Raw genomic sequence first — 22,979 nt, forward strand, 5'->3', positions numbered from 1 at the left:
CTTAGGATTGATTCATGACTGACACTTGGCTGATTGTCGGCCTCGGCAACCCCGGACCGCAGTACCAAGGCAACAGGCATAACGTCGGCCAGATGGTGCTTGATGAACTTGCAGCCCGGATGGGATCGGGGTTCAAGACACACAAGGCGCGTGCCCAGGTGGTCGAAGGGCGGCTTGGTATCGGTGGGCCCCGGGTGGTGCTGGCCAAACCCATGAGCTACATGAACGTCTCCGGCGGGCCGGTCTCGGCCCTGGCCAACTTCTACGGCATCGCACCGGACCACGTGGTCGCCTTACACGATGAAATCGACATCCCCTTCAACACAGTGAAGCTCAAGCTGGGGCGGGGGAGAAGGCGGCCACAACGGGCTGCGGGACATTTCCAAGGCGCTCGGCACCAAGGACTACCTCCGCGTCCGGGTGGGGGTTGGGCGGCCGCCGGGCCGGATGGACACCGCAGACTTCGTGCTGCGTGATTTCGGTACTGCCGAGCTCAAGGAGTTGCCTTTCCTGCTGGATGAGGCGGCCGATGCAGCGGAGCTGTTGTTGCGGGACGGGCTGCTGGCGGCACAGCAGAAGTTCCATCCTGCGAAGTCTGAGCGATAGCAACATAAAAACTTAAAGTCGCCCGAATCTGTTTCCTTGTCTGCGCGACGAGGTACTCTGTCTGCAAGGCGGGGGAGCAATGGGGCTACATCCCGCCACCAGGGGACGTAGGGGATAAGTTCATGTCAATTGAGCCGCTTAGCTGGGGACGTGGGGCAACACCTCAGGGCGCAGGGCTGCAGACCGAACCCTCCGGCACACCAGGGGGGCAACGGTGGTCTGCCCCTGCCCGCAGCGCAAACCTCGAAGCCGTGCGTGCCGCGCTGACTTCCGAAGATTCCCTGGGCGTCATTATCACCGGCGGCCGCGGGGTGGGGAAGTCATCACTTGCCCGGGCTGCAGTGGCCGATCTTGGCCCCGATGCCTGGTCGCTTCAACTGCGCAGCGGCCCCGCCGGCGCCAACACGCCCTACGGATGCCTCTCCTTCCTGCTGGCCCGCCTTCCACAGGCCTACATGGGTTCGCCCACGGCCATCCTGCGGGGCATCACTTCGCTGATCCGGAGCGATGCCGCCGGACGGCCCTGCGTCCTTACCCTTGATACATCCGGAACCATCGACGACATGAGCGCCGGGGTGCTCCTGAACGTGCTCCTGACCGGCACCGCCAAGATCATTGCGGTCGCACCAAAGATCAGCGATCTTCCCGCCGACTTCCACTGGCTGCTCACAGACAGGCGCCTGACCGAGGTCCGGCTCAGCAACCTCAATGAGCTGCAAACCCGCCAGGTGCTGCTGTCCCTGCTGGGCCACCGGGTCTCGGCCTCTCTGGTCAACACCTACCACAACATTGTGGGCGGCAACCCCCTGCTGCTGAAGGCCCTGGTAACCGAGCAGAAGCTCTCGGGAAACCTCGTCCTGTCCGACTCCGTCTGGACCCTCCGTGACAAAGTGGTGCTCGACGGCGCCGCCAGCCTTGACGATATTGTCCGCTCCCGCTGGTCCAGGGAAACGCCGGAAACCCGGGAAGTCATCGAAATGCTCTCCTGCGCCCGGCGGGTGGAACTCTCCGGGCTCACTGCCATCTACAGTGCCGACGTCGTGGCGGATATGGAGGACGGGGGCCTGCTGGAGATCGACGACTCCGACCACCGCTGGGTGTCGCTGCGGGAGAAATATATCGGCGATGTAGTGCGCTCCTGGTTAAGCATTGCCCGCCGGCGGGAGCTGCGGAGTGTGCTCCTCAGCGGGACGGAACCGGAGCCGGCCGGGATGACTGTCGATGAGCTGATGGCTTTCGCCGCCTGGACCCATGAGTGCGAGGCCGACCTCAGCCCCGCAATGGCCCTCGCCGCCGCCGAAGCCGCGGTTCAGCTCTTTGACCCCCGCTTCGCCCTGGCCTACGCGGACATGCTTAAGAGGACAGACCCGGAGTGGGTGCCGGCCCAGCGGCAAAAGGCCGCCGCATACCTTCAGCTGGACCTGCCCGTCCAGGCCCTGGCTGCCCTGGATGACATCTCGCAGCCCGAACTGGACAGCGTGGGAGTCGAAGAGTACGCACACGTCATTGCGGCCAAGGCCCGGGTGATGCTGTGGCTGCCGGAGCACGCAGAGAAGGTCCCGGCCCTTCTTGCCGAGGCACGGGAAAGGCTGGATGCGGCCCGGGGCCAGGCCGCATGGCCGCACCCGGCTGTGGCCGCCGCTCATCGGGTAGCACTGAGCGGGTTCGAGTACCGGGCGTTCGCTGGTGATTACGCTGCAATGATTCCGGAGCTCAAGGCAGCAGCCGATCCCGCACTCAATCCGGACACCTCCTACCGCATGCAGGCTTCCATCATCCTGATGACCGCACTGTCCTTGACGGGGCGGGAAATGGACGCGTTGAGCCTGATGCGGCGGCTTGGCGGACAAATTTCGGACGCATCGCACGTGGTGGGCCTGCGCGAGCAGTACACCCGGGAGGCCTTCGTGGTACTGCTGACCGCCGGGCAATGGCGGCGGTGTATTGACCTGGTGGGACCGCACACTGACGGGGAATCAGACCGCATGCCTTACCGGAGCGCCGCGTCCGAACTTGCCGCCGGGCTGGCCTATGTCTATTCCGGCCGTGGCGGCGCTGCCCTGGACCCCTTGATTTCGGCTGTGGCCCAGCTGGAGCTCCAGCCGGGCCAGAGCGCCCTTCGCTCGGCGTATGCCGCAACGGCCTTGGCATACGCCCAGACGGGCAACGCGCCCCAGGCACGCAAGTATCTCGGCAAACTCCAAAGGACTCCTGGTAAATCCAGTTTTTCCGCCGAAAACATCATTGAGTTCTGCGCCCAGGTTGCCGGACGTTGGCTGGGGGATTCCGAATCCGTTGCCGGGCTGAAGCAGTCAGCCCAGCGGAACGCTAAAGCAGGGGTTTACACCATGGCAGGCATCAGCCTGCTCGCTGCCACTGTCAACGGCAGCGACGCGGACTTCCGCCTCCTGGAAGACATCGCCGGGCACCGGCAAGGCCCCTTGGCAGAGGTCTCCCGGCTCATCGCCGCGGGCAGCAGGACCAAGGATGCCAAAACCCTCCTCACAGCGGGCGAACTGGCGGCCACGCTCGAACTGGACGCGGTAGAGGCGCGCTGCATGGCATTGGCCGTGGACTTCGCGCGGCAGGACGGCGACGCGGTTTCAGCCCGGACCGCCCAGGCCAGGCTGGACATCCTGGCGGCAACTGTGGCAAATCTTCCCATCGTGCCCAGCAGCGGCAGTCCGCTGCTCACCGCACGGGAGCGCCAAATCGCCCGGCTCGCCGGCCGCGGAGCCTCAAACCGTGATATCGCCCTGGAAATGGGTGTATCAGTCCGGACCGTTGAAGGCCATTTGTACCAGGTCTTTACGAAGCTCGGCGTAACTTCCAGGGGTGATCTGACTGGACTCGTCTAACGGCCACAAACCGGCAACGGCCCACCGCGCCCTTACTGGGCGGCGTGAGCCGCTGGAACGGATCTGCAATATTGTCCGGAACGGCACCAGCCACGCGATTTTCCTGATGGCAGGGCCGGGCATCGGCAAAACGTCCCTGACAGAGGCAATCGCCGAGCGTCTCGCCGGGCAGCTGAACATCCTGCAGATCCACGGCAGCTCCGCCCTTGCGGCCGTGCCTTTCGGCGTCCTCACCCCTTACACGGGAGACCTGACCGCTGAAGAGTCCGTCTCGCCGGTAGCGGTACTGCGTTCCATGTGGACCTACTTTGAAAAGCTGAAGGCGGGCAGCGGCGCCCCGGTCCTGCTGATAGTGGATGATGCCCATCACCTGGACGAGGCCTCGGCCGGCGTGGTGGCGGACCTCATCTCTGCCGGATGGGCAACGGTGGTTGCTGCCGCCAGGCCCCGGCCCGGCCTCCCGCAGCCGCTGGACCAGCTCTGGTACGACGGCCTTGCCGAACGGGTGGACCTCCGGCCCCTGAATCGGGATCAGATCGACGAAGTCCTGGCCCACGTCCTGGATGGGACCGTCCCGCCGGCCACCATCGACTCCATCTGGCAGGCGTCGGGCGGCAACCCGCGGATCCTCGACGCACTGCTGCACGATGCCGCCGAAAGCGGAGTCCTCGCCAAGCGGAACGGCATCTGGGTACTGCTTGGCCACCTGCCGGCGGACGGCCCGCAGCTCACGGCGGTGGTGACCAAGGACCACCTCCGGCGGGGACCGGAGGAACAGGAGGCCCTGAAGCTCATCGCCCTCGCCGGGCCCGTGGGCCGAAAGGTGATCGAGGACATCAGCGGGGCCTCCGTGGTCCGCTCCCTCCTTGACCAGCAGATGATTTCCGAGAGTTCCGGGGTTCCGGCCGAGCTCTTCATGTGGAACGCCCTCTTCGCCAAAGCGATCAGGAACACCCTGTCCGTGTCCCGGAGCCTGCAACTGCTGGAAAAGATCCGGGCCCACCAGGACGGCGCGGCCCTGCGCGGCGAGGGCATGCTTCGTTCCGTGGAGTGGGCCTTTGAGGTAGGCCTGCGCATTCCCGACGACGAGATGCTGCGCGCCGCCCGTGAAGCCTTGCGGCGCTTCCGCAATGACAGCGCCCGAACCATAGCGGCCAAAGTCCGGGATCCGGCATTGGTGCCCCTGGCCAAAGCTATCCAGGCCCGGGCGCTGTATAACGAGGGGGTGTACGGGCCGGCCGCCGAGCTGCTTGATGCCTGCTGGCGGCAGCTGTCCGGTACCGGCGAGGGCCCCGCCGTCGTCCTTCTCCGGGCGGCCGCCCACCAGGCGAAGGGCGCACCGCTCAGGCCCCTGGCCGATGACATGCGGGAACACATCCGGCAACTGGATGACGGGGACCGTTTCGCGCCGGAGCAGCTCCTGCACGTCGTGCGCCTCCTCGAGCTGGGTGCGGAAGTGGACGCCGAAGCGCTGGCCGCGGAGGTGAGGGAGATCAGGAACAGCCCCTCCCCGGATGCGGGAGGCGAACCGGTCAGGGCCTTGGGTGAGGCGCTCCTGGCGCACGCCCTGGCTGCCGCCGGCCGGGCCTCCGAGGGCCTGGATTCCGCGCTCCTGGCCGCTTCCGAGTTGCCGCCGCTGGAGGACAGCCTGTTCTTCTACACAGAGTTTGTACTGGGCCGGCTGGTGACCGACTACCTTGCCATGGGGGAATGGGAATCGGCCGGGCGTGAACTCGACAATTACGCCGCCAGCCACTCGCCCGGGGCCGACACCTTCAACGGCAGTCTGCAGATACTGCGCGGGTACTCGCTCCTGCGGCAAGGCCGTATGGAGCGTGCGTACCAGGTGCTGCTGCCGGCCGTGGAGGCACTCCGCCTGAACGATCCGCTGCAGCTGTTCCGCTTCGGTTCAGCGTTGGGTTTTTATGTTGCCGCAAGGCTGGGGGACACGGCTCAGGCGCAGCGCCTGGAACAGGACTACAGCGATGCTGCGGCAGGAGGCCCGGCCCACGAGCTGCTGGCCGCTGCCTACAACGCCGCTGCCGCCGAATACCTGTCCCGGGACGGCAAAGGCCTTGCCGCGCTGCATACGCTCGCCACCACGCATGACGCCACCGCGCGGGCCGGAACCCTGCTCGAACTCCTGGCCATCTGCTGGGATCTGGGCGACCCTTCCGTCATCCCGGTGGTGCAGTCTGTCGCCGGGACCGTGGAGGGCCGGTGGGCGCAGGCCATGCTGACCCTGGCTACCCGCTGGGAAGAGGCTGACGGGGATGCCCTGATGGAAACGGCCTCCAACCTGGAGGAATCGGGCTTCGTGAACCTGGCACGGGAGGCCTACGCCCGCGCCAGCACCCTTTTGGAGCAGGCAGGGGAACGCCGGCGCTCCCGGCAGGCCGTTGCCATGCGCGAAAAATGCGACCACGAACTGGGAGAAAGGTTCCGCGAAGGCCGCTTTATTGCCGCCGCTCCCGCCGTCCACCTCACCCGGCGCGAACAGGACATCGTGGAGCTGGCCGTACAGGGCCTGACAGACCGTGAAATCGCCCAGCGGCTCATGGTGTCGGTGCGCACGGTCGAGGGCCACCTGTACCGCACGTACGTCAAGCTCGGCGTGCGGAGCCGGGATGAGCTGGAGTCGGCCCTGCCCAAGTAGGCCTCCTGGAAACCGCCTGGTTGACCGTCCCTGAAGGGACGGTGTGGCCCGCGCGCCCTCTGCCTGCACGCCCTCGCGGCACCCTCGCGTGATTCTTCGAAGCCTTTCGGGTATCGGCGCCCCATAGGTAGTCCCACGCGGTGGAATTCGAGTACACCCTACTCGTGTGCAGGGTGTACTCCGGAGTATTTACTTATGGAAGCAAAGCAAACGGTACGAAAGAAGCCGAAGCTTTGAGAACAAAATGAAGGCCTTATATCCAAGAAACTTCCGGTCCCTCGGGACCGGGCTGGACGGGGCCGGCGACGTCAGAGTCTTCTGAGACCGAGACTCTCCCCCCAGCCGTCGCCGGCCCTCCACTCCGCGGGCTGAAGCCCGGAGCGACTGTGGCGGCTGCCCCTCCGGGCGGCCGCCACAGCCGTGCTGTGGGACAATTGAGTGTCATCCGTTGGCATTTCAAGGAGTTTGTTTTGGCCGTAGTATCAACGCCAGCCACACTGGAACGCGCCTTGCCTGTGATGGACAACGCCGAAGTGCAGCGCATCCGCAACGACTTCCCGGTCCTGGACCAACTGGTCAACGGCCGCCCGCTGATCTACCTTGACTCCGGAGCCACGTCGCAGAACCCGCTCAGCGTCATTGAAGCCGAGCAGGAGTTCTACGAGCAGCGCAACGCGGCGGTGCACCGCGGCGCCCACCATCTTGCGGTCGAGGCCACCGAAGCCTTCGAGGACGCCCGGCAGACGGTGGCGGATTTCGTTGGCGCCGACTACTCCGAGATCATCTGGACTTCCAACGCCACCGAAGGCTTGAACCTCCTCAGCTACGCCCTGTCCAACGCCGGCCTGTGGGCTGCCCAGGGCAGGGGCGATGGCCGGCTCAAGGAGCTCGCCCTGTATCCCGGTGACGAGATCGTGGTGACCGAGATGGAGCACCACGCCAACCTCATACCCTGGCAGGAACTCGCCTTCCGCACCGGGGCAACCCTGCGGTACATCCCTGTGGACGACGACGGCGGCCTCCGCATGGACGTGGCCCGGGACACCGTGAACGGCCGGACGAAAGTCCTGGCCTTCACGCATGCCTCCAACGTCCTGGGAACCATCAACCCCGTCAGCGAACTCGCAGCCCTGGGCCGGCAGGCGGGAGCCCTGGTGGTACTTGATGCCTGCCAGTCCGCCCCGCATATGCCGCTGGACGTCAAAGAGCTGGATGTGGACTTTGCGGTGTTCTCCGGGCACAAAATGCTCGCGCCCACCGGGATCGGTGTGTTCTACGGGAAGCAGGACATGTTGGATATCCTGCCGCCATTCCTGACGGGCGGTTCCATGATCACTACGGTGACCATGGAGCGGGCCGAGTACCTCCCGGCCCCCCAGCGCTTCGAAGCCGGGACCCAGCGGATATCGCAGGCGGTGGCGTTGGCCGCGGCCGTGAACTACCTGACGGAAACAGGGCTTGACCGGATCCACCGCTGGGAGGCCGAGCTTGGCCAGCGGATGGTCACGGGCCTGGAGTCCATCCCGGGTATCCGGGTCCTGGGGCCCGCGGCGGGGCAGGACCGCATTGGGCTCGCCGCATTCGACGTGGACGGCGTGCACGCCCATGATGTGGGCCAGTTCCTTGACTCGCGGGGGATTGCCGTGCGGGTGGGCCACCACTGCGCCCAGCCGCTGCACCGCCGGCTGGGTCTGACGGCCACCACCAGGGCGAGCGCCTATCTTTACAACACCACCGACGATGTGGACCAGTTCCTGGATGCCGTCGCCGGCGTACGCGCCTACTTCCGCACCTAAGACACCCCACACCCTGAAGGTAAAACCATGAGCCTCGACCAGCTGTACCAGCAGATCATCCTCGATCACTCCAAGGCCCGCCACGGCAGCGGCCTGGCCGGCACGGACGCGCCCGACGGCGCCACGACGGGCCAGTCGCACCAGCTCAACCCGGTCTGCGGCGACGAAGTAACCCTGCGCCTGGCGGTGAGTGACGGGAAAGTGGCACAGGTTGCCTGGGACGGTGCGGGCTGCTCCATTTCCATGGCCTCTGCTTCCGTCCTGACCGACCTGGCCGAGGGAATGACGGTGGCGGAACTCCACGGGGTGATTGACAGCTTCCGCGAGGTCCTGAGGTCGCGGGGAAAAATCCACGCAGACCCCGATCTCCTCGGCGACGCAGCAGCCTTCGAGGGAGTGGCCCGGTACGCGGCACGGGTCAAGTGCGCCATGATTTCCTGGGTTGCTGCCGAGGACGCGCTCAACCAGGCTGCCTGATAACGCAGAAACGTCCGGCCCTCCTCCCATGTGGGAAGAGGGCCGGACGATTCTTTGTGCCGGGTTCCCGGGGGCCTAGCCGGCCAGCCCCAGAATTCCAATCACGGCGGTGGCTGCGCCAAGCACCATCGAGATGCTGACCAGCACCACGTGAACGGTGAGGAACCTGGTGGCCTTGCCTGTGGCGTCCCTGGCGCGCGGATCCTTCATGACCCGGCGCAGGAACTGCGGCCAGACCACCAGGGACCATACCCCGGCGATGATCAGGACAAGCGCCGGGAAGACGGGCAGCTCCACGAACCTAGTGGCTTTCCAGCCAGGCCTGCGCCTGCTGGGCCTGCAGGTTCAGGGCCTTGGCCACCATCGGTTCGGCAGCGTCGGCGATCTTGCCGCCCAGGAACGGAACCGAGGACTTGACCGCACCTTCAAGCTCCACGCGGGTGCCGCCGTCGGCCGCTACCAGCCGCTGCACCGCGGTGACATCGACGGGGGCGCCGGCAATCTTCAGCGAAATGCTGCTCTGCCGGGAACCGTCCGCGGCGGGGGCATCCCAGTTCTCCACCTGGGTGACTTTCAGCTGCTCGCCCACGAACTTGCGGGCGATCTCCGGCAGTCGGGTCGTGGGCAGGGTCCGGACTGAGGTGGCGCTGAAGGCACCGGCAACGTCGCCGTCCACGGTGAAGGATTCCAGGCTGCCGCCGACGAGCTGGCTGACGTGGCGCTGGAAATCCTCGTTCACCAGGACAGCTGCAACGCTGGGGACGGAGTGCGGAAGGGTGGTGGTTGCGCTCAAGGCCATGGGTCCTCCTGGGACATGGGGGTCGGATTAGGCTCCAAACATCCTACGGGGTCCGGGCGCCGGGCTCCGCATCCACCAGCTTCCGCGCCGCCCCGGTGATGTTCCTGGCCATGGCCGGGAAGATCAGGCTGTGGAACGGCAGGACCCCCAGCCAGTACAGCCGCCCGCTCAGCCCCTTGGGGAAGAAAATAGCCCGCTGCCGGTAACGGCTGCCGGTCCCGTCCGGCTCAACGGACAGCTCCAGCCAGGCGCGTCCCGGAGCGCGCATTTCGGCCCGCAGCCGCAGCAGTTTCCCGTGCTCGATCCGTTCCACCCGCCACCAGTCCACTACTTCACCGCTGGCCAGCGTATGCGGATGACGGCGTCCCCGCAGCAGCCCGGCCCCGCCCGTCAGCTTGTCCAGCCAGCCCCGCACCTGCCAGGCCAGCGGCAGGGAGTACCAGCCGTTCCGCCCGCCGATGCCCTCGATCACCGTCCACACCCGGGCCGGATCCACGTCGCCATGGAAGGTCCGTTCGTCGATGTACACCTTGTGCCCGGCCCAGTCCGGGTCACTCGGCAGGGGATCGGCGGCAGCTCCGGCGCTGGCCCATATGGTCTCCACCTGGCCGTCGCGTTCCTTCCCGAGGGCAAGGGCGACGGCGGTGCGGTTAGGGGGTCAGGCCGCCGTCGGGCCGCGGGATGTACCGGTCGATGTCGTGCTCGTTGGACACGGCGTCGTGCTGCAGGGACTGGACCAGCGGCATGGCCATGGACAGCGGGATGGGGGTGGTCAGGGCAACCCACATCCCGGCCAGCTTGGGTGCCGGAACCGGCAGCGCCAGTACCGGCCGGAACGGCAGGCCGGCTTCGGCGGCATACTCCTGCATCATGCCGGCGTAGGTGAGGACCTGGCGGCAGCCGACGTCGAAGGTGCGGTTCAGCGGGCCGTCCAGGGACGCCGCTGAGACGAGGTAGTACAGGACATCGCGCACCGCGATGGCTTCGATCCGGTTCCTCACCCAGCTGGGCGCCGGCATCAGCGGCAGCGTTTCGGCGAGGTGGCGGATCATTTCGAAGGACGCCGAACCCGAGCCGATGACCACCCCGGCCTGGAAGACGATGGCATCCACGGGGGCGTCCAGGAACACCTGGCCCACAGCCTCGCGGGACCGCATGTGGGTGGAAAGCTGCACAGCCTGGGGGTGGAGCCCGCCCAGGTAGACGATCCTGGCCACGCCGGCGGCGGCCGCGGCGTCGGCAGCGGTCCGCGCCATTGTCCGTTCCTTGGCTTCAAAGCCGGACCCGGCGGCCATGGAATGGACCAGGTAGTAGAAGACGTCGACGCCGGCCAGGGCCGCCCGCAACGCCCCGCCGTCGTCCAGGCTGCTTTCCACCACCTCCACCTTGTCCCGCCAGGGGATGCCGGCGATCTTGCCGGGAGAGCGCACCAGGACTTTGACCGTGTGCCCCTCGTCCAGGAGCCTGGGCACCAGGCGTCCGCCGATGTAGCCGGTGGCGCCGGTCACCAGGACAGTTTTGCCTGAAGGCCGGGTGCTGCTGGTTCCGCTCATGCTGTGCCCTTTCGTCGGTGTTTCTTGTCCTGTGTCTTGTGTTCTTTCTCTTCCACCTGTAGCAGTTCGGAGCCGCGGCGCCTTTGGACGGCCGGCATCTCGCCGGCTGGGGGTAGGCTGGGATTACCCGGGATTCGCAGCGAATTTCGGGTTTTCGCGTTGCCTGCTTTTTATGTAACACCACAGGAGCTTCTGCCATGAGCCTTCCCGGCCCGTCCACCGCCGGCACATCCAGCACAGGAACGTCCAGCACGGGCAAATCCAGTACCGGCAAACCCAGCGTAGGCCCTTCGCTGGAGGGACTGCGCCGCGCCCTCGCCGCGGACCAGACTTTCGCCCGGGTCCGCGCCGAGGCTGCCCGCGGCTTCGCCGTCCGTGGCCAGGACTACCAGATCAGTGCGCCGGCCGGGCTGCGGCCGGTGCTGCTCGCCGAGATGGCCGACGGCATTGCCGCCGCGGGGGGAGGGAACGGCGACGCCGGGCCGGGCGTGGTGCTGGCCGTCACCGCCACCGGGCGGGAAGCCGAGGACCTCACCGCCGCCCTGCGCGCTTACCTGCCTGCTGACTCGGTGGCTGAGTTCCCCAGTTGGGAAACACTCCCGCACGAGAGGCTTTCGCCGCGCTCGGACACTGTGGGGCGGCGGCTGTCCGTCCTGCGGCGGCTGGCGCACCCGGAAAGTTCGACGGCGGGAGCCCTCCGCGTCGTGGTGGCGCCCGTCCGCGCCGTGGTACAGCCCGTTGTGGCCGGCCTGGGTGAGCTGGTCCCCGTCACCCTGAAGGTGGGCCAGGAGAGGCCGTTCACCGAAGTGGTCCGCAGCCTGGCCGACGCTGCCTACGCCCGGGTGGACATGGTGACGCACCGCGGCGAGTTCGCCGTCCGCGGCGGCATCATCGACGTTTTCCCGCCCACCGAGGACCACCCCGTCCGGGTCGAGTTTTTCGGCGACGAAGTGGACCAGATGCGCTGGTTCGCCGTCGCCGACCAGCGCTCGCTGTCCTCACCGGGGCTGCACCACCCCACCGAACTGCACGCCCCGCCGTGCAGGGAAATCCTCATCACGCCGTCCGTGATGTCCCGGGCAGCAACCCTCAAGTCCCAGCTTCCGGCCGCGGCCGACATGCTCGAAAAGATTGCCGGCGGGGTTGCCGTGGAGGGCATGGAATCCCTGGCGCCGGTGCTGGTGGACGCCATGGTCCCGTTTGTGGAGCAACTCCCCGCCGGTTCCATCTCCGTGGTCATCGAACCGGAGAAGGTCCGGACCCGCGCCCACGACCTCGCGGCCACGAACGAGGAATTCCTCGAAGCGGCCTGGTCCACTGCCTCCGACGGCGGGACAGCCCCGCTGGACCTCAGCTCGCAGGCTAGCGCTGCGCTGCATTCCGCCAGCTTCCGGTCACTGGCGGAAACCCGGACCTCCTCCCTTGAGCACGGGGTATCGTGGTGGTCCATCACCTCCCTGGCCCAGGACGAGGAACTGCTGCCCGAGATCGACGTCCTGAACCTGCACGCACGCGAACCGCGCGGCTACCAGGGCGACGTCGCGGAAATGATGGACTTCATCGGGTCCCACGTGCGGGACCAGTGGCGGATCGTCGTCGCCACCGAGGGCCCCGGACCCGCCCAGCGGCTGGCCGAACTGTTCCATGACGCGGACATCCCCTGCGCCCGGGTGGACAGCCTGGACCACGAGCCCCAGGCGGGCATCATCGAGGTGACCACTGCCGCCGTCGGACGCGGCTTTGTCCTGGACGGACTCAAACTCGGCCTGCTCACCGAAGCGGACCTGCTGGGCCGGACCTCCGCCGGTTCCACCAAGGACATGCGCCGCATGCCCTCCAAGCGCCGCAACGCCGTGGACCCGCTGCAGCTGGTGGCAGGGGACCATGTGGTGCATGAACAACATGGCATCGGCCGCTTCGTGGAGCTGATCCAGCGCAAGGTGGCTGGCGGTGGTGACGGGGTGAGAGAGTACCTGGTGCTGGAATATGCGCCCTCCAAGCGCGGCGCTCCGGGGGACCGGCTGTTTGTGCCCACGGACCAGCTGGACCAGGTGACGCGGTACGTCGGCGGCGACACCCCGGTGCTGAGCAAGATGGGCGGTGCGGACTGGGCCAGCACCAAGTCCAAGGCGCGGAAGGCTGTCAAGGAGATCGCGGGCGAGCTGATCCGGCTGTATTCGGCCCGGATGGCCTCCCGCGGGCATGCGTTCGGCCCCGACACCCCCTGGCAGCGCGAACTCGAGGAAGCTTTCCCGTACGTGGAGACGCCGGACCAGCTGACCACCATCAACGAGGTCAAGGCGGACATGGAACGCGAGATCCCCATGGACCGGCTGGTTTCGGGCGATGTGGGCTACGGCAAGACCGAGATCGCGGTGCGTGCCGCGTTCAAAGCGGTCCAGGACGGCAAACAGGTGGCCGTGCTGGTGCCCACCACCCTGCTGGCCCAGCAGCACTACGAGACGTTCACCGAGCGCTTCTCCGGGTTCCCGTTGCGGGTCAAGGCCCTGTCCCGGTTCCAGGGGACCAAGGAAACCAAGGAAACGGTGGAAGGCGTCAAGAGCGGCTCCGTGGACGTGGTGATCGGCACCCACCGGCTGCTGTCCAAGGACTTCGAGTTCAAGGACCTGGGCCTGGTGATCGTGGACGAGGAACAGCGCTTCGGGGTGGAGCACAAGGAAGCCCTGAAGAAGATGCGCACCAACGTGGACGTGCTGGCCATGAGTGCCACCCCGATTCCGCGCACCCTGGAGATGTCCCTCACCGGGATCCGGGAAACCTCCACCCTGGCCACCCCGCCGGAGGAGCGCCACCCAGTCCTGACCTACGTGGGGCCTTACACGGACAAGCAGACCTCGGCGGCCATCCGGCGTGAGCTGATGCGTGAAGGCCAGGTGTTCCTGGTCCACAACCGGGTGTCCACCATTGAGCGCACCGCCGCCAGGATCCGGGAACTGGTCCCGGAAGCGCGGGTGGAGGTGGCCCACGGGCAGATGTCCGAGAGCCGCCTGGAGCAGATCATCGTGGACTTCTGGGAGAAGCGGTTCGATGTGCTGGTGTGCACCACCATCATCGAAACCGGCCTGGACATCTCCAACGCCAACACCCTGATTGTTGACGGGGCGGACAAGTACGGCCTGTCCCAGCTCCACCAGCTCCGCGGGCGTGTGGGGCGCGGCCGTGAGCGCGCGTACGCCTACTTCCTGTACCCGTCCGAGAAACCTCTGGGCGAAGTGGCGCTGGAGCGGCTCAAGGCGGTGGCCACGCACAACGAACTGGGCGCCGGCATGCAGCTGGCCATGAAGGACCTCGAAATCCGCGGTGCCGGCAACCTGCTGGGCGGCGAACAGTCCGGGCACATCCAGGGTGTCGGCTTCGACCTGTACATCCGCCTGGTGGGTGAGGCAGTGGCCGACTTCCGCGGCGAGGCCGAGGAGAAGGCTGCCGAGATGAAGATCGAACTGCCCGTCAACGCCCACCTCCCGCACGACTACGTGCCGGGGGAGCGGCTCCGCCTGGAGGCCTACCGCAAGCTGGCAGCAGCCCTCACCAACGAGGCCATCGACGAAGTCCTGGCCGAACTGGTGGACAGGTACGGCGAGCCGCCGCTGCCCGCCCAGAACCTGGTGGCGGTGGCCCGCTTCCGGGTGGGAGCCAGGGAATCCGGCCTGTCCGACGTGGCGTTGCAGGGCAACTTCATCAAGTTCTCGCCGGCTTCACTTCCCGAGTCCAAGGTGATGCGCCTGAACCGGATGTACCCGGGATCGCAGTCCAAGCCCGCCCTCGATGCTGTGCTGATTCCCAAGCCGAAGACGGCGAAGATCGGCGGCCGGGACCTGCAGGACGCCGAAATCCTGGAATGGGCCAACGGCGTCATCCGCAACATCTTCTCGGACGCACCGCTGGCGGTGAGTTAGGACTTGATGGGAGGACATCACGCCGCGTCGGGAGCCGCGGCGTGGGTAGCTGTTGCCTCGACGGGGCCGTACACACTGGGCTGGTACCCGCTGGATGCCACCGGGATTTTGATCGGCGGCATGGCGACGGCGGGAACCGCCCTGGTGTGCGACTGGGACCACCGGCACAGCACGGTGGCGAATTCCCTGCCGCCGCTGTCCAACGTGATTGCCGTTGGCATCGAGAATGCCAGCGGCGGACACCGGCAGGGCACTCACTCCGTACTCGGGGCGGGCTTTTTTGTGCTGCTGGCAACCCTCGCCGGGCAGATCCAGCTGCAGACGGAGTGGGGACTGCTGTCCGTAGGCGCCGGGCTGCTGTGCATGTTCATGATCAACATCGCGGCCAAGGCGCTGAAGTTGTTTCCGAAGTCCGGGTTCCTCACCAACTGGATTTTCGGGCTGGTCATGGCCGGGCTTGTCACCTGGTACGCCCCGGACCAGTGGACGTGGCTGCCCGTTTCGATGCTGATCGGTGTGGCGGTGCACATTGTGGGGGACATGATCACTACCGGGGGCGTGCCGTTGCTGTGGCCGCTGGTGGTCAGGCCGCCCAAACTGCTGCGCAAGGTGCCGCTGCTGCGCCAGGTCTGGCGGCCCAACGGCGCCCTGTCCCTCCCGCTGCTGGGCCGTGCCGGCTCAAAGCGGGAGTGGCTCCTGCTGATCCCCGTCAGCGCCTACGCCATGGTGGGGTTATGCGTGGCGGGCTGGTCAATAGCCCAGACACACTGGACCAGGGTGGCGGCCGCGGCCGAAGCCTGGACCCGCATCTGGTTCTGATTCTGCGGCGGATCCGGTCCTAACCGCGGGCCGGTTCTGAAGCCCCTCGCGCACTAAACGTGAAAAGACCCCCTGGACACTGTCCAGGGGGTCTCTTATATGTGGGATCGGGAATCCCAACTGGGTAGCGCGTAGTGTCGTTTTGGAGCGTCAAAACGGCACTTGATGCTACTTACTTGGGATTAGTGCTCGCCCGCGGAATCGGAGCGGCCCAGGATGGTCTGCGGGATCCAGTACGCCAGGGCGAACAGCCCCAGGCAGGCGGCCATGGGCCAGGGGTTTCCGAGCGTAAGGAAGGACAGCGAGTAGATGGCGCCGAGGAACAGTGCCATGCAGACCACGAAGAGAAGGATGCTCGTGCCGAGCTTGTTCTCGTTCTGGGGGGTCCGGAGAGCCCCTTCGTGAGACGCCTGGCCCTGGCTGGAAGCCGTGATCTTGCTGGACATTCGTTCCTCCTTGGCCCCGCGGGCCTCAATCTGTGGCGGCTCCGGTTGCCGTCAGTAGGAGGACGAACCCTGTTCACCCTTGACGATGGCGATGCCGGAGCTGGCACCAATACGTGTTGCACCTGCAGCAATCATAGCCTGCGCATCCTCGAGGGACCGCACGCCGCCGGAGGCCTTGACGCCAACACCGGGCCCGACCGTGCGGCGCATCAGGGCCACATCCTCCGCCGTGGCACCGCCGCCATTGAAGCCGGTTGAGGTCTTCACGAAATCGGCGCCCGCCTCCACGGCTGCTTCACAGGCCAGGACCTTTTGGCTGTCATTGAGCAGCGCCGTTTCGATAATGACTTTCAGGATGGCCCCGCTGGCGTGCACGGCCTCCGCCACCGACGTGATGTCCTCGAGGAGCGCACCCTTCTCCCCGGCGCGGGCGGCCGCAATGTTAATCACCATGTCCACCTCATCCGCACCGTCCAGCACCGCGCCGCGGGCCTCGAACGCCTTGACGTCGGTGGGCGTGGCGCCAAGCGGAAAACCCACCACGGAGCACGTGAGGACGCCGGAACCCCTGAGGGCTTTCTTCACGGTCTTGACCCAGATGGGGTTCACGCACACTGACTTGAAGCGGTATTCGGCTGCTTCCGCACAGACCTTCAGGACGTCAGCCTCGCCGGCCTCGGGCTTCAGCAACGTGTGGTCGATGAAGGACGCTATGCTGCCCGGACCCGGGGCGCCGGCGGCGGCTGTTTGAACGGAAGGGGTGGCTTCGTTGCTCATGATGGTCCTCTCGAAGGGGCCGGTGGGCCGGGGCGTTGTAACGCCCGTGACTCGTTTCGGAACCATCTTGCCACAGCGGTGCAGCCCTCAACCGGGGGAAAGCCGGAACTCGCGCCCCTCAGGCGGCCGCCGGCAAAGCGGTCGGAACGGATGCCGCACCCAGAAGCTGGGTGGCGCAGGCGCCCGCCGCGGAAGCGGCAGCCACCAGCAGTCCCAGCCGGACGCCGTCGAACGCTGCCGCGTCACCGATAGCCCAAATACCGGGGACGGAGGTGCGGAAGTCCTTGCTGATGACAATCCCGCCCGTGGCGGCCGTCTGCAGGCCCGCGCTGGCAGCCAGGCCGTCCCGGGACACGCGTTCCTCCGCCAGGACCACCAGGTCTCCGTTCATGCTGCTGCCATCTTCAAAAACAACGCCGGAGGCGGCGAGCCCGGCTGAGATACCGGGAACCACGGCGGCCGGGCGGGCCGTGGTGCGGATGGGGCGGACGCCCCTGGCACGAAGTACGGCTTCCGCCTGGCCGGCGGCAGCCCCGGTGCCCACCAGGATGCCCAGCGGGCGCCGGCCGAGTTCCTTAGTGACTTCGCTGACCGCCTCGCCGATCCGGGCGGCGTCATCAATGGTGGAGTAGCTGAGGCAGCGGCTGGCGCCCTCCACCGGGCTGGCCACCGGTGCTGATCCGGTGGCGATGACCAGCTGGTCGTAGCTGAATTCCATGCCGTCCGCCGTGGCGACAGTCCGGTTCTCCGGGTCGATGTGGCTGGCGGGCTGGCCGAACCGGACAGAGACCTGGGGGAGCAGTGCCAGTTCGAGGAGTTCCCCGGGGGTGTCGTCCCGGTTGCTCAGCACGGTGATGGTGCCGGCGAACCTGGCACCGTCAAGCTGGCTGACGAGGGCTTGGGCCGCAGGACCCGCCCCCGCGATGACGATGCGGGTGGCGGGACTGGTGGAGGTGGAGGGTGCCGGAGCGGACATGTGCTGGCCCTTTCGCTGGCGGCCGCTGAACGGCCGGAACTTCGTGATGGAACCCAGCCTAGGACCCTGCTTTTTCCGGAGTGTTTCCCTTCAGTTGCCGTTTAACCGGGCCTTGTTCGCCAGTTTTTACCGGCCGGTAACAGAACCCGTGACCTGCCTCTCATCCCGCCGCCCACCGACACATTGCGGGGGCTGAAGGCGGAGCTAGACGCGGATGCGGTAGCCGCGCTTCACCACTGTCTCCACCAGGCGGCCGTCCGGCAGGGAGGAACGGAGCCGGCTTACAGTCATGTCCAGCGCGTGGACGGAACCGCGGAGTTCCAGCAGGTCGGACAGGGATTCGCGGGACAGGACCGCGCCGCCCGCCCCGAGCAGGGCGCGCAGCAGCAGCAGCGGGGCCGGCGCCAGTTCCACCGGCTGGCCGTTGATACGAAGGCTGCGGCCGCGCAGCTCGATGTTGCCGGATCTGGTGTCCAGCCGCCGCACATGGTTCAGGGCAAGGTGCTCGCACACGAGCCTGATGAGGGCGCCCATCCGGAAGCGTTCCGGAATCAGGGGTGTTATGCCCGCGTCCAGCAGGGGCTGCGCGGTGACCGGACCCACCACGGCCGTGGTGACGTTCGTCTTCAGGCTCTCGATCAGCTGTTTGTAGACGCCCATTTCGTGGGCGGTGCTCCACAGGGCGTCGACGGCGGGCGCGCTGGTGAAGGTGAGGACGTCCAGGTTTCCGCTGCACACCGCCTCAATAAGGCGGGGAAGCTTGTCCTCGCCGTCAGGCTTCACCCAGCGGTACGGGGTGACGGTCAGGACGGTGGCACCGGACATGCGCAGGCGCTCCAGCTGCCGGACATCCGTGTAGCCGTGCAGCTGCACGGCGACGGTCTTGCCCCGGACACCCTCAGCGAGCAGCATGTCCACCAGCGTTGCCGTGGTTTCGTCGCTGCTGATTCCGACGTCGGCAAGGCCCGCGGCGCGCACGGCGCCACGGGCTTTGGGCCCACGGACGAACATCCGGCAGGCTCCGAGGGTTTCCAGCAGCTCGTCGCCGATCCCGAAGGAATCCGCGGCTTCACACCAGCGGCGCATGCCGTAGGCGGTGGTGGCGATGCAGAGGTCCGGCTTGGCGGCGATGATGGCCCGGGTGTCGTCGATGAGGCGCATGTCCTCCTGTACCGGGGCGATCTTCAGGGCGGGGGCGTGCAGCACTTCAGCGCCGCGGCGTTCGAGGGCCTCGATCAGGTCCTGGGACCGCCGGTCCGAGGTGACGCCGATGCGGAAACCCTCCAGCGGCGCTTCTGCGGCGTCGGGTGTTTCTTCGACCTGCGGTGATTCGGCCGGTGCAAGTGCATTCATGGAGGTCAATCCTTTCACGAGCCCAGCAGCGAGGCCGCCAGCCTGTCCAGGTCGGCGGCGGCCTCAGCATGCCCGCGGTTGGCTTCAGCCACCCGAACCACCTCACCAATAACCAGCACAGCCGGGTTGCTGCAGCCTGCGGCCGCAGTGGTGATGGTGCCCAGGTCCGCGATGGTGGTGCGCTGCCCGGGACGGTATCCGCGTTCAACAACGGCCATGGGCATGTCGGCGCGCATGCCCGCCCGGCGGAGGCCCGCGGCGAGCTGGTGGAGCGTACCGATGCCCATCAGCACAACAATGGTTCCGCCCAGGCCCGCCAGGTGCTCATGCTCCTTGGCGGTCAGCGGGGCGTGACCGGAGACCACGGTGAACATGTGGCTCACTTCCCGGTGCGTGACCGGGATTCCGGCGGCCGCGGGGACCGAAATGGCGCTGGTGACGCCCGAGATGACGCGCACCGGAACACCGGCCGCAACGCAGGAAGCAACCTCTTCACCGCCGCGGCCAAAGACGTACGGGTCCCCGCCCTTGAGCCGGACCACATTGTTGCCTTCCAGAGCTGACGCGACCATCAGCTTCTCGATGTCACCCTGGCTGACCTTGTGGTGGCCCGGCTTCTTGCCCACATCCACCAGTTCCGCGGAGGTCAGGGACGGCAGGTCCTGGCAGGGCGCCAGCCGGTCATAAAAGACGACGTCGGCATCCCGCAGCGCTTTGACGGCACCGACGGTGAGCAGTTCGGTGGTTCCGGGGCCGCCCCCGACCAGCGTGACGTGCCCCACCGGTCCTGCGGCCGGTTCCGCCGCTACGGGAATCCGGGCTGCGCGGCACCGGTCCAGCAGGGCATCCCAACCGGCCTGACCGTCATCGACGGCGGCGACCAGGAACGGCCGCTCAGGCAGCGGGCCGTCATGGGCGGCACCCGCGGGGGTGCTGAGGCGGTAGACCACGGCGCCGGCGGCCTCATAGCGGCGGACCGCCTGGCGTGCCGCGTGGTCCGAGCCGGTGACCAGGACTTCGCGGCCGGTGAGATCAATGCTGAGCTGCATGCCTATACCTCGTTCTGGTTGCTGGACCGGACCGGGATGGAGGCCCCGATGAGGACTTTGCCTTTTTCTTCTGCCGTGGCAGGGCGCATCTGGCCGCGCTCGTCCGGAACGAAGGTGATGGAGTCGTCCTTCTGGTCCGGGGCGTTCACGAAGGAGCGGAACCGGCGCAGGCGCTCGGGGTCCTGGAGGGTATCTGCCCATTCGTCTTTGTAGGTGTCCACGTGCTTGGCCATGGCGGCTTCGAGGTCCTCGGCAATGCCCAGGGTGTCCTTGACCACCACGTCCTCAACGTGCTTGATGCCGCCGTCGAGCTCTTCCTGCCAGCGTGCGGTGCGCTGAAGGCGGTCGGCGGTGCGGATGTAGTACATGAAGTAGCGGTCGATGTACTTGATCAGCGTTTCGTCGTCGAGGTCCTTGGCCAGCAGCTGGGCATGGGCCGGGGTGGCGCCGCCGTTGCCGCCGACATACAGGTTCCAGCCGTCCGCCGTAGCGATGACACCCACGTCCTTGCCGCGGGCTTCAGCGCATTCGCGGGCGCAGCCGGAAACACCCATCTTGAGCTTGTGGGGGCTGCGCAGGCCGCGGTACCGCAGTTCCAGCTGGATGGCCATGGCCACCGAATCCTGGACTCCGAACCGGCACCAGGTGGAACCGACGCAGGACTTCACCGTACGAAGGCTCTTGCCGTAGGCCTGGCCGGATTCGAAGCCGGCGTCCACCAGTTCCTTCCAGATCTCCGGGAGCTGTTCCAGGCGGGCGCCGAACATGTCGATCCGCTGGCCGCCGGTGATCTTCGTGTACAGGTTGTACTTCTCGGCCACGGCCGCGATGACGCCGAGCTTCTTCGGGGTGATCTCGCCGCCGGCGATCCGGGGGACCACCGAGTACGTGCCGTCCTTCTGCATGTTGGCCAGGGCGCGGTCGTTGGTGTCCTGCAGGGTGCCACGGCCGGCGTCCAGGACATAGGCGCTGTTCTGGCTGGCCAGGATGTTGGCGATGGTGGGCTTGCAGATGTCGCAGCCGGCGCCGGTGCCGTACTTGGCCATGATCTCTTCGAAGGAGGAGAGTTCCAGGACCCGGATGGCGTCGAACAGTTCCTGGCGGGACAGTTCGATGTGCTCGCAGAGGGCCTTGGAAACTTCGACGCCGGACTTGGTGAGCTCGGTTTCCAGCAGTTTCTTCAGCATCGGGACGCAGGAACCGCACTGGGTGCCGGCGCGGGTGCAGCCCTTGAGCTCGCCGAGTTCCTGGACGGGGGCGTTGCCCTCGCAGGCGCCGCAGCCGTTGATGGCGTCACGGATGGACCCGGCGGTGACGTTGTTGCAGGAGCAGAGCGTGGCGTCGTCCGGCAGTTCAGTTTCGGGGGCGTCGCCGCCGCCGGCCGCGCTGAGGAAGGCGCCGGGCTCTGCGGGAAGTTCGCGGCCCAGAAGCGGACGCAGGCTCATGTACGGTGAGGCGTCGCCCACGAAGATGCCGCCGAGCAGGGTCTTGGCGTCGTCCGTGGTAACAATTTTCTGGTAGACGCCGCGGGCGGGATCGGCGTAGACGATCTCGAGGGCGTGCTCGGTCTTTGCAAAGGCGTCACCGAAGCTCGCCACATCCACGCCGGACAGCTTCAGCTTGGTGGCGGTGTCGAAGCCGGGGAACGTGGCGTCCCCGCCGTGCAGCCGGTCGGCCACGATTTCTGCCATGGTGTTGGCGGGGGCTACCAAGCCCAGGCACATGCCGCCATAGTTGGCTACTTCACCTATGGCCCAGATGCCCGGTACTTCGGTGGCGCAGTAGTCGTTGATGACTACACCGCCGCGCTGGCCCAGGCTGAACACCTGCTCCTCGCCTTCAGCAGCACGGAAGAGCTCATCACGCGGCCGCACGCCGATGGCGACAATCACGATGTCCGCGTCGATGACCCGGCCGTCAGCCATGAGGACGCCGGTGACCTGGCCGTCGTCGTCGGACAATACTTCCGACGGGAAGACGCCGCCGTGGACCTCGAAGCCCTTGGACTTGATCAGCCTGCCCATGGCCTGGCCTGCGCCCTCGTCTAGCTGCGTGGCCATCAGCCACTGCGAACCGTCAATAACGATCGGGTTGGCGCCCAGCTGCTCCGTGCCGGCGGCCGATTCGAGCCCGAGAAGGCCACCACCGATGGTGACGGCGTTGACCCTGCGGCCCAGCTTCTCGGTGAGGCCCGTGATGGCCTCGTTGATGGCCCACACGTCTTCGAGCGTGCGGTACACGTGGGTGTGTTCGGCGCCGGGGATGGGCAGGCGCGCTGCGTTCGAGCCGGTGGCCACCACCAGTTCGTCGTATTCGAAGACGTTGCCGGCAGCGGTTTCCACCGTCTTGGCTTCGGCATTGATCCTGGCTACGCGCTCGCCGGTCTTCAGCTCAAGCGAAGGGTGATCCCACATCGAAGCGGTGCCCAGGGTCAGGTCCACGTCTTTTTCGGTGAGGGCCTTGGAGAGCGCGACGCGGTCGTACGGGAGGTGCGCTTCCTCGGTGAGGACCGTGACATGCCAGCCATCGAGGCCGCGGGCATGCATTGCGTCCGCAAAACGGTGGGCCGCTGGGCCGCCGCCGGCGACGACGATGCGGCGCGGAGTCTCGGTGTTTGAAGTCTGTTCGGTCACTGATGGGCCTTTCGCATGGGCCGCAGGCAGTTTTCCCGCAGCCTCCTCTGACGAGCTGTCCATCCAGACTAGGGAGACGCAGTTTCGCTTCAGTTTCCCAATTGTTTCGTCAACTTAACTTCTGCATCACGGGCGGGTTTCGGGCCGCGTGAGGTGTCTTTTACCCACTGGACACATTCACTGCACCCCGCTGAAACACCCGCCCCCTAGCGTGGAACACGGCCGCAGAGGCAGCCGAAGGCAAGGAAAACACGCACAGGAGAA

14 protein-coding genes and 2 pseudogenes are annotated in these 22,979 nt (G+C 66.8%); 7 read left to right on the plus strand and 9 right to left on the minus strand.

Annotated elements, in window-relative coordinates; translation table 11 throughout:
- Positions 1-14: 14 nt before the first annotated feature.
- The 5 genes and pseudogenes from pth to sufU all read left to right on the plus strand — a co-directional run bounded on the left by pth (position 15) and on the right by sufU (position 8,393).
- A pseudogene (gene pth, locus QFZ36_RS19405) lies at positions 15-606 on the plus strand (aminoacyl-tRNA hydrolase).
- Between the two features lie 122 nt (positions 607-728).
- Complete coding sequence (locus tag QFZ36_RS19410) at positions 729-3,464, plus strand: helix-turn-helix transcriptional regulator (RefSeq protein WP_306638725.1); 2,736 nt, start codon at positions 729-731, stop codon at positions 3,462-3,464.
- 52 nt (positions 3,465-3,516) lie between these two features.
- Positions 3,517-6,120 (plus strand): helix-turn-helix transcriptional regulator, encoded by a 2,604-nt coding sequence (locus QFZ36_RS19415; RefSeq protein ID WP_373427091.1) that lies wholly within the window; start codon positions 3,517-3,519, stop codon positions 6,118-6,120.
- 470 nt (positions 6,121-6,590) lie between these two features.
- On the plus strand, positions 6,591-7,916 hold the full coding sequence (locus QFZ36_RS19420; RefSeq protein ID WP_306638729.1) for a cysteine desulfurase: 1,326 nt from the start codon (positions 6,591-6,593) through the stop codon (positions 7,914-7,916).
- 27 nt (positions 7,917-7,943) lie between these two features.
- A complete protein-coding gene (gene sufU / locus QFZ36_RS19425) occupies positions 7,944-8,393 on the plus strand; it encodes a Fe-S cluster assembly sulfur transfer protein SufU (protein WP_306638730.1) in 450 nt (149 codons plus the stop codon).
- A 75-nt stretch (positions 8,394-8,468) separates the two neighbouring features.
- On the opposite strand, the gene QFZ36_RS19430 is transcribed toward sufU, so the two are convergent.
- The 3 genes and pseudogenes from QFZ36_RS19430 to QFZ36_RS19440 all read right to left on the minus strand — a co-directional run bounded on the left by QFZ36_RS19430 (position 8,469) and on the right by QFZ36_RS19440 (position 10,745).
- The gene (locus tag QFZ36_RS19430) at positions 8,469-8,690 is read right to left on the minus strand and encodes an SCO4848 family membrane protein (protein ID WP_306638731.1); all 222 of its coding nucleotides are present in this window, start codon (positions 8,688-8,690) and stop codon (positions 8,469-8,471) included.
- Positions 8,691-8,694: 4 nt separating this feature from the next.
- Positions 8,695-9,192: a DUF2505 domain-containing protein gene (locus tag QFZ36_RS19435; protein ID WP_306638732.1), complete on the minus strand. Its 498-nt coding sequence runs from the start codon at positions 9,190-9,192 to the stop codon at positions 8,695-8,697.
- A gap of 43 nt (positions 9,193-9,235) precedes the next feature.
- A pseudogene (locus QFZ36_RS19440) lies at positions 9,236-10,745 on the minus strand (SDR family oxidoreductase).
- Between the two features lie 197 nt (positions 10,746-10,942).
- Between QFZ36_RS19440 and mfd the strand changes: the two are divergent.
- Positions 10,943-14,662, plus strand: a complete 3,720-nt coding sequence (mfd, locus tag QFZ36_RS19445) for a transcription-repair coupling factor (RefSeq protein WP_306638733.1) — start codon at positions 10,943-10,945, stop codon at positions 14,660-14,662.
- Positions 14,663-14,668: 6 nt separating this feature from the next.
- Positions 14,669-15,481, plus strand: coding sequence for a metal-dependent hydrolase (locus tag QFZ36_RS19450; protein ID WP_306638734.1), 813 nt, complete (start codon positions 14,669-14,671; stop codon positions 15,479-15,481).
- A 182-nt stretch (positions 15,482-15,663) separates the two neighbouring features.
- Here QFZ36_RS19450 and QFZ36_RS19455 read toward each other — a convergent pair whose 3' ends face one another.
- The 6 genes from QFZ36_RS19455 to nirB all read right to left on the minus strand — a co-directional run bounded on the left by QFZ36_RS19455 (position 15,664) and on the right by nirB (position 22,715).
- Entirely contained in the window at positions 15,664-15,927 is a 264-nt protein-coding gene (locus QFZ36_RS19455) for a hypothetical protein (RefSeq protein ID WP_306638735.1), read from the minus strand.
- Between the two features lie 51 nt (positions 15,928-15,978).
- Entirely contained in the window at positions 15,979-16,704 is a 726-nt protein-coding gene (deoC, locus tag QFZ36_RS19460) for a deoxyribose-phosphate aldolase (protein WP_306638736.1), read from the minus strand.
- Positions 16,705-16,822: 118 nt separating this feature from the next.
- A complete protein-coding gene (locus tag QFZ36_RS19465; protein WP_306638737.1) occupies positions 16,823-17,680 on the minus strand; it encodes an FAD-dependent oxidoreductase in 858 nt (285 codons plus the stop codon).
- Positions 17,681-17,884: 204 nt separating this feature from the next.
- Positions 17,885-19,033: a uroporphyrinogen-III synthase gene (locus QFZ36_RS19470; protein WP_306638738.1), complete on the minus strand. Its 1,149-nt coding sequence runs from the start codon at positions 19,031-19,033 to the stop codon at positions 17,885-17,887.
- Positions 19,034-19,047: 14 nt separating this feature from the next.
- Entirely contained in the window at positions 19,048-20,082 is a 1,035-nt protein-coding gene (gene cobA / locus QFZ36_RS19475; protein ID WP_306638739.1) for a uroporphyrinogen-III C-methyltransferase, read from the minus strand.
- A gap of 2 nt (positions 20,083-20,084) precedes the next feature.
- Positions 20,085-22,715, minus strand: coding sequence for a nitrite reductase large subunit NirB (gene nirB / locus QFZ36_RS19480; protein WP_306638740.1), 2,631 nt, complete (start codon positions 22,713-22,715; stop codon positions 20,085-20,087).
- Positions 22,716-22,979 lie beyond the last annotated feature (264 nt).

It is taken from the genome of Pseudarthrobacter siccitolerans, from assembly GCF_030823375.1.
Classification (GTDB): Bacteria; Actinomycetota; Actinomycetes; order Actinomycetales; family Micrococcaceae; genus Arthrobacter; species Arthrobacter siccitolerans_A.

Coding starts and splice junctions, on each gene's coding strand:
- QFZ36_RS19455 (WP_306638735.1), bottom strand. CDS start 15,927: ATGTCCAGCAAGATCACGGCTTCCAGCCAGGGCCAGGCGTCTCACGAA.
- cobA (WP_306638739.1), bottom strand. CDS start 20,082: ATGCAGCTCAGCATTGATCTCACCGGCCGCGAAGTCCTGGTCACCGGC.
- QFZ36_RS19410 (WP_306638725.1), top strand. CDS start 729: ATGTCAATTGAGCCGCTTAGCTGGGGACGTGGGGCAACACCTCAGGGC.
- QFZ36_RS19470 (WP_306638738.1), bottom strand. CDS start 19,033: ATGAATGCACTTGCACCGGCCGAATCACCGCAGGTCGAAGAAACACCC.
- QFZ36_RS19435 (WP_306638732.1), bottom strand. CDS start 9,192: ATGGCCTTGAGCGCAACCACCACCCTTCCGCACTCCGTCCCCAGCGTT.
- QFZ36_RS19465 (WP_306638737.1), bottom strand. CDS start 17,680: ATGTCCGCTCCGGCACCCTCCACCTCCACCAGTCCCGCCACCCGCATC.
- sufU (WP_306638730.1), top strand. CDS start 7,944: ATGAGCCTCGACCAGCTGTACCAGCAGATCATCCTCGATCACTCCAAG.
- deoC (WP_306638736.1), bottom strand. CDS start 16,704: ATGAGCAACGAAGCCACCCCTTCCGTTCAAACAGCCGCCGCCGGCGCC.
- QFZ36_RS19450 (WP_306638734.1), top strand. CDS start 14,669: ATGGGAGGACATCACGCCGCGTCGGGAGCCGCGGCGTGGGTAGCTGTT.
- mfd (WP_306638733.1), top strand. CDS start 10,943: ATGAGCCTTCCCGGCCCGTCCACCGCCGGCACATCCAGCACAGGAACG.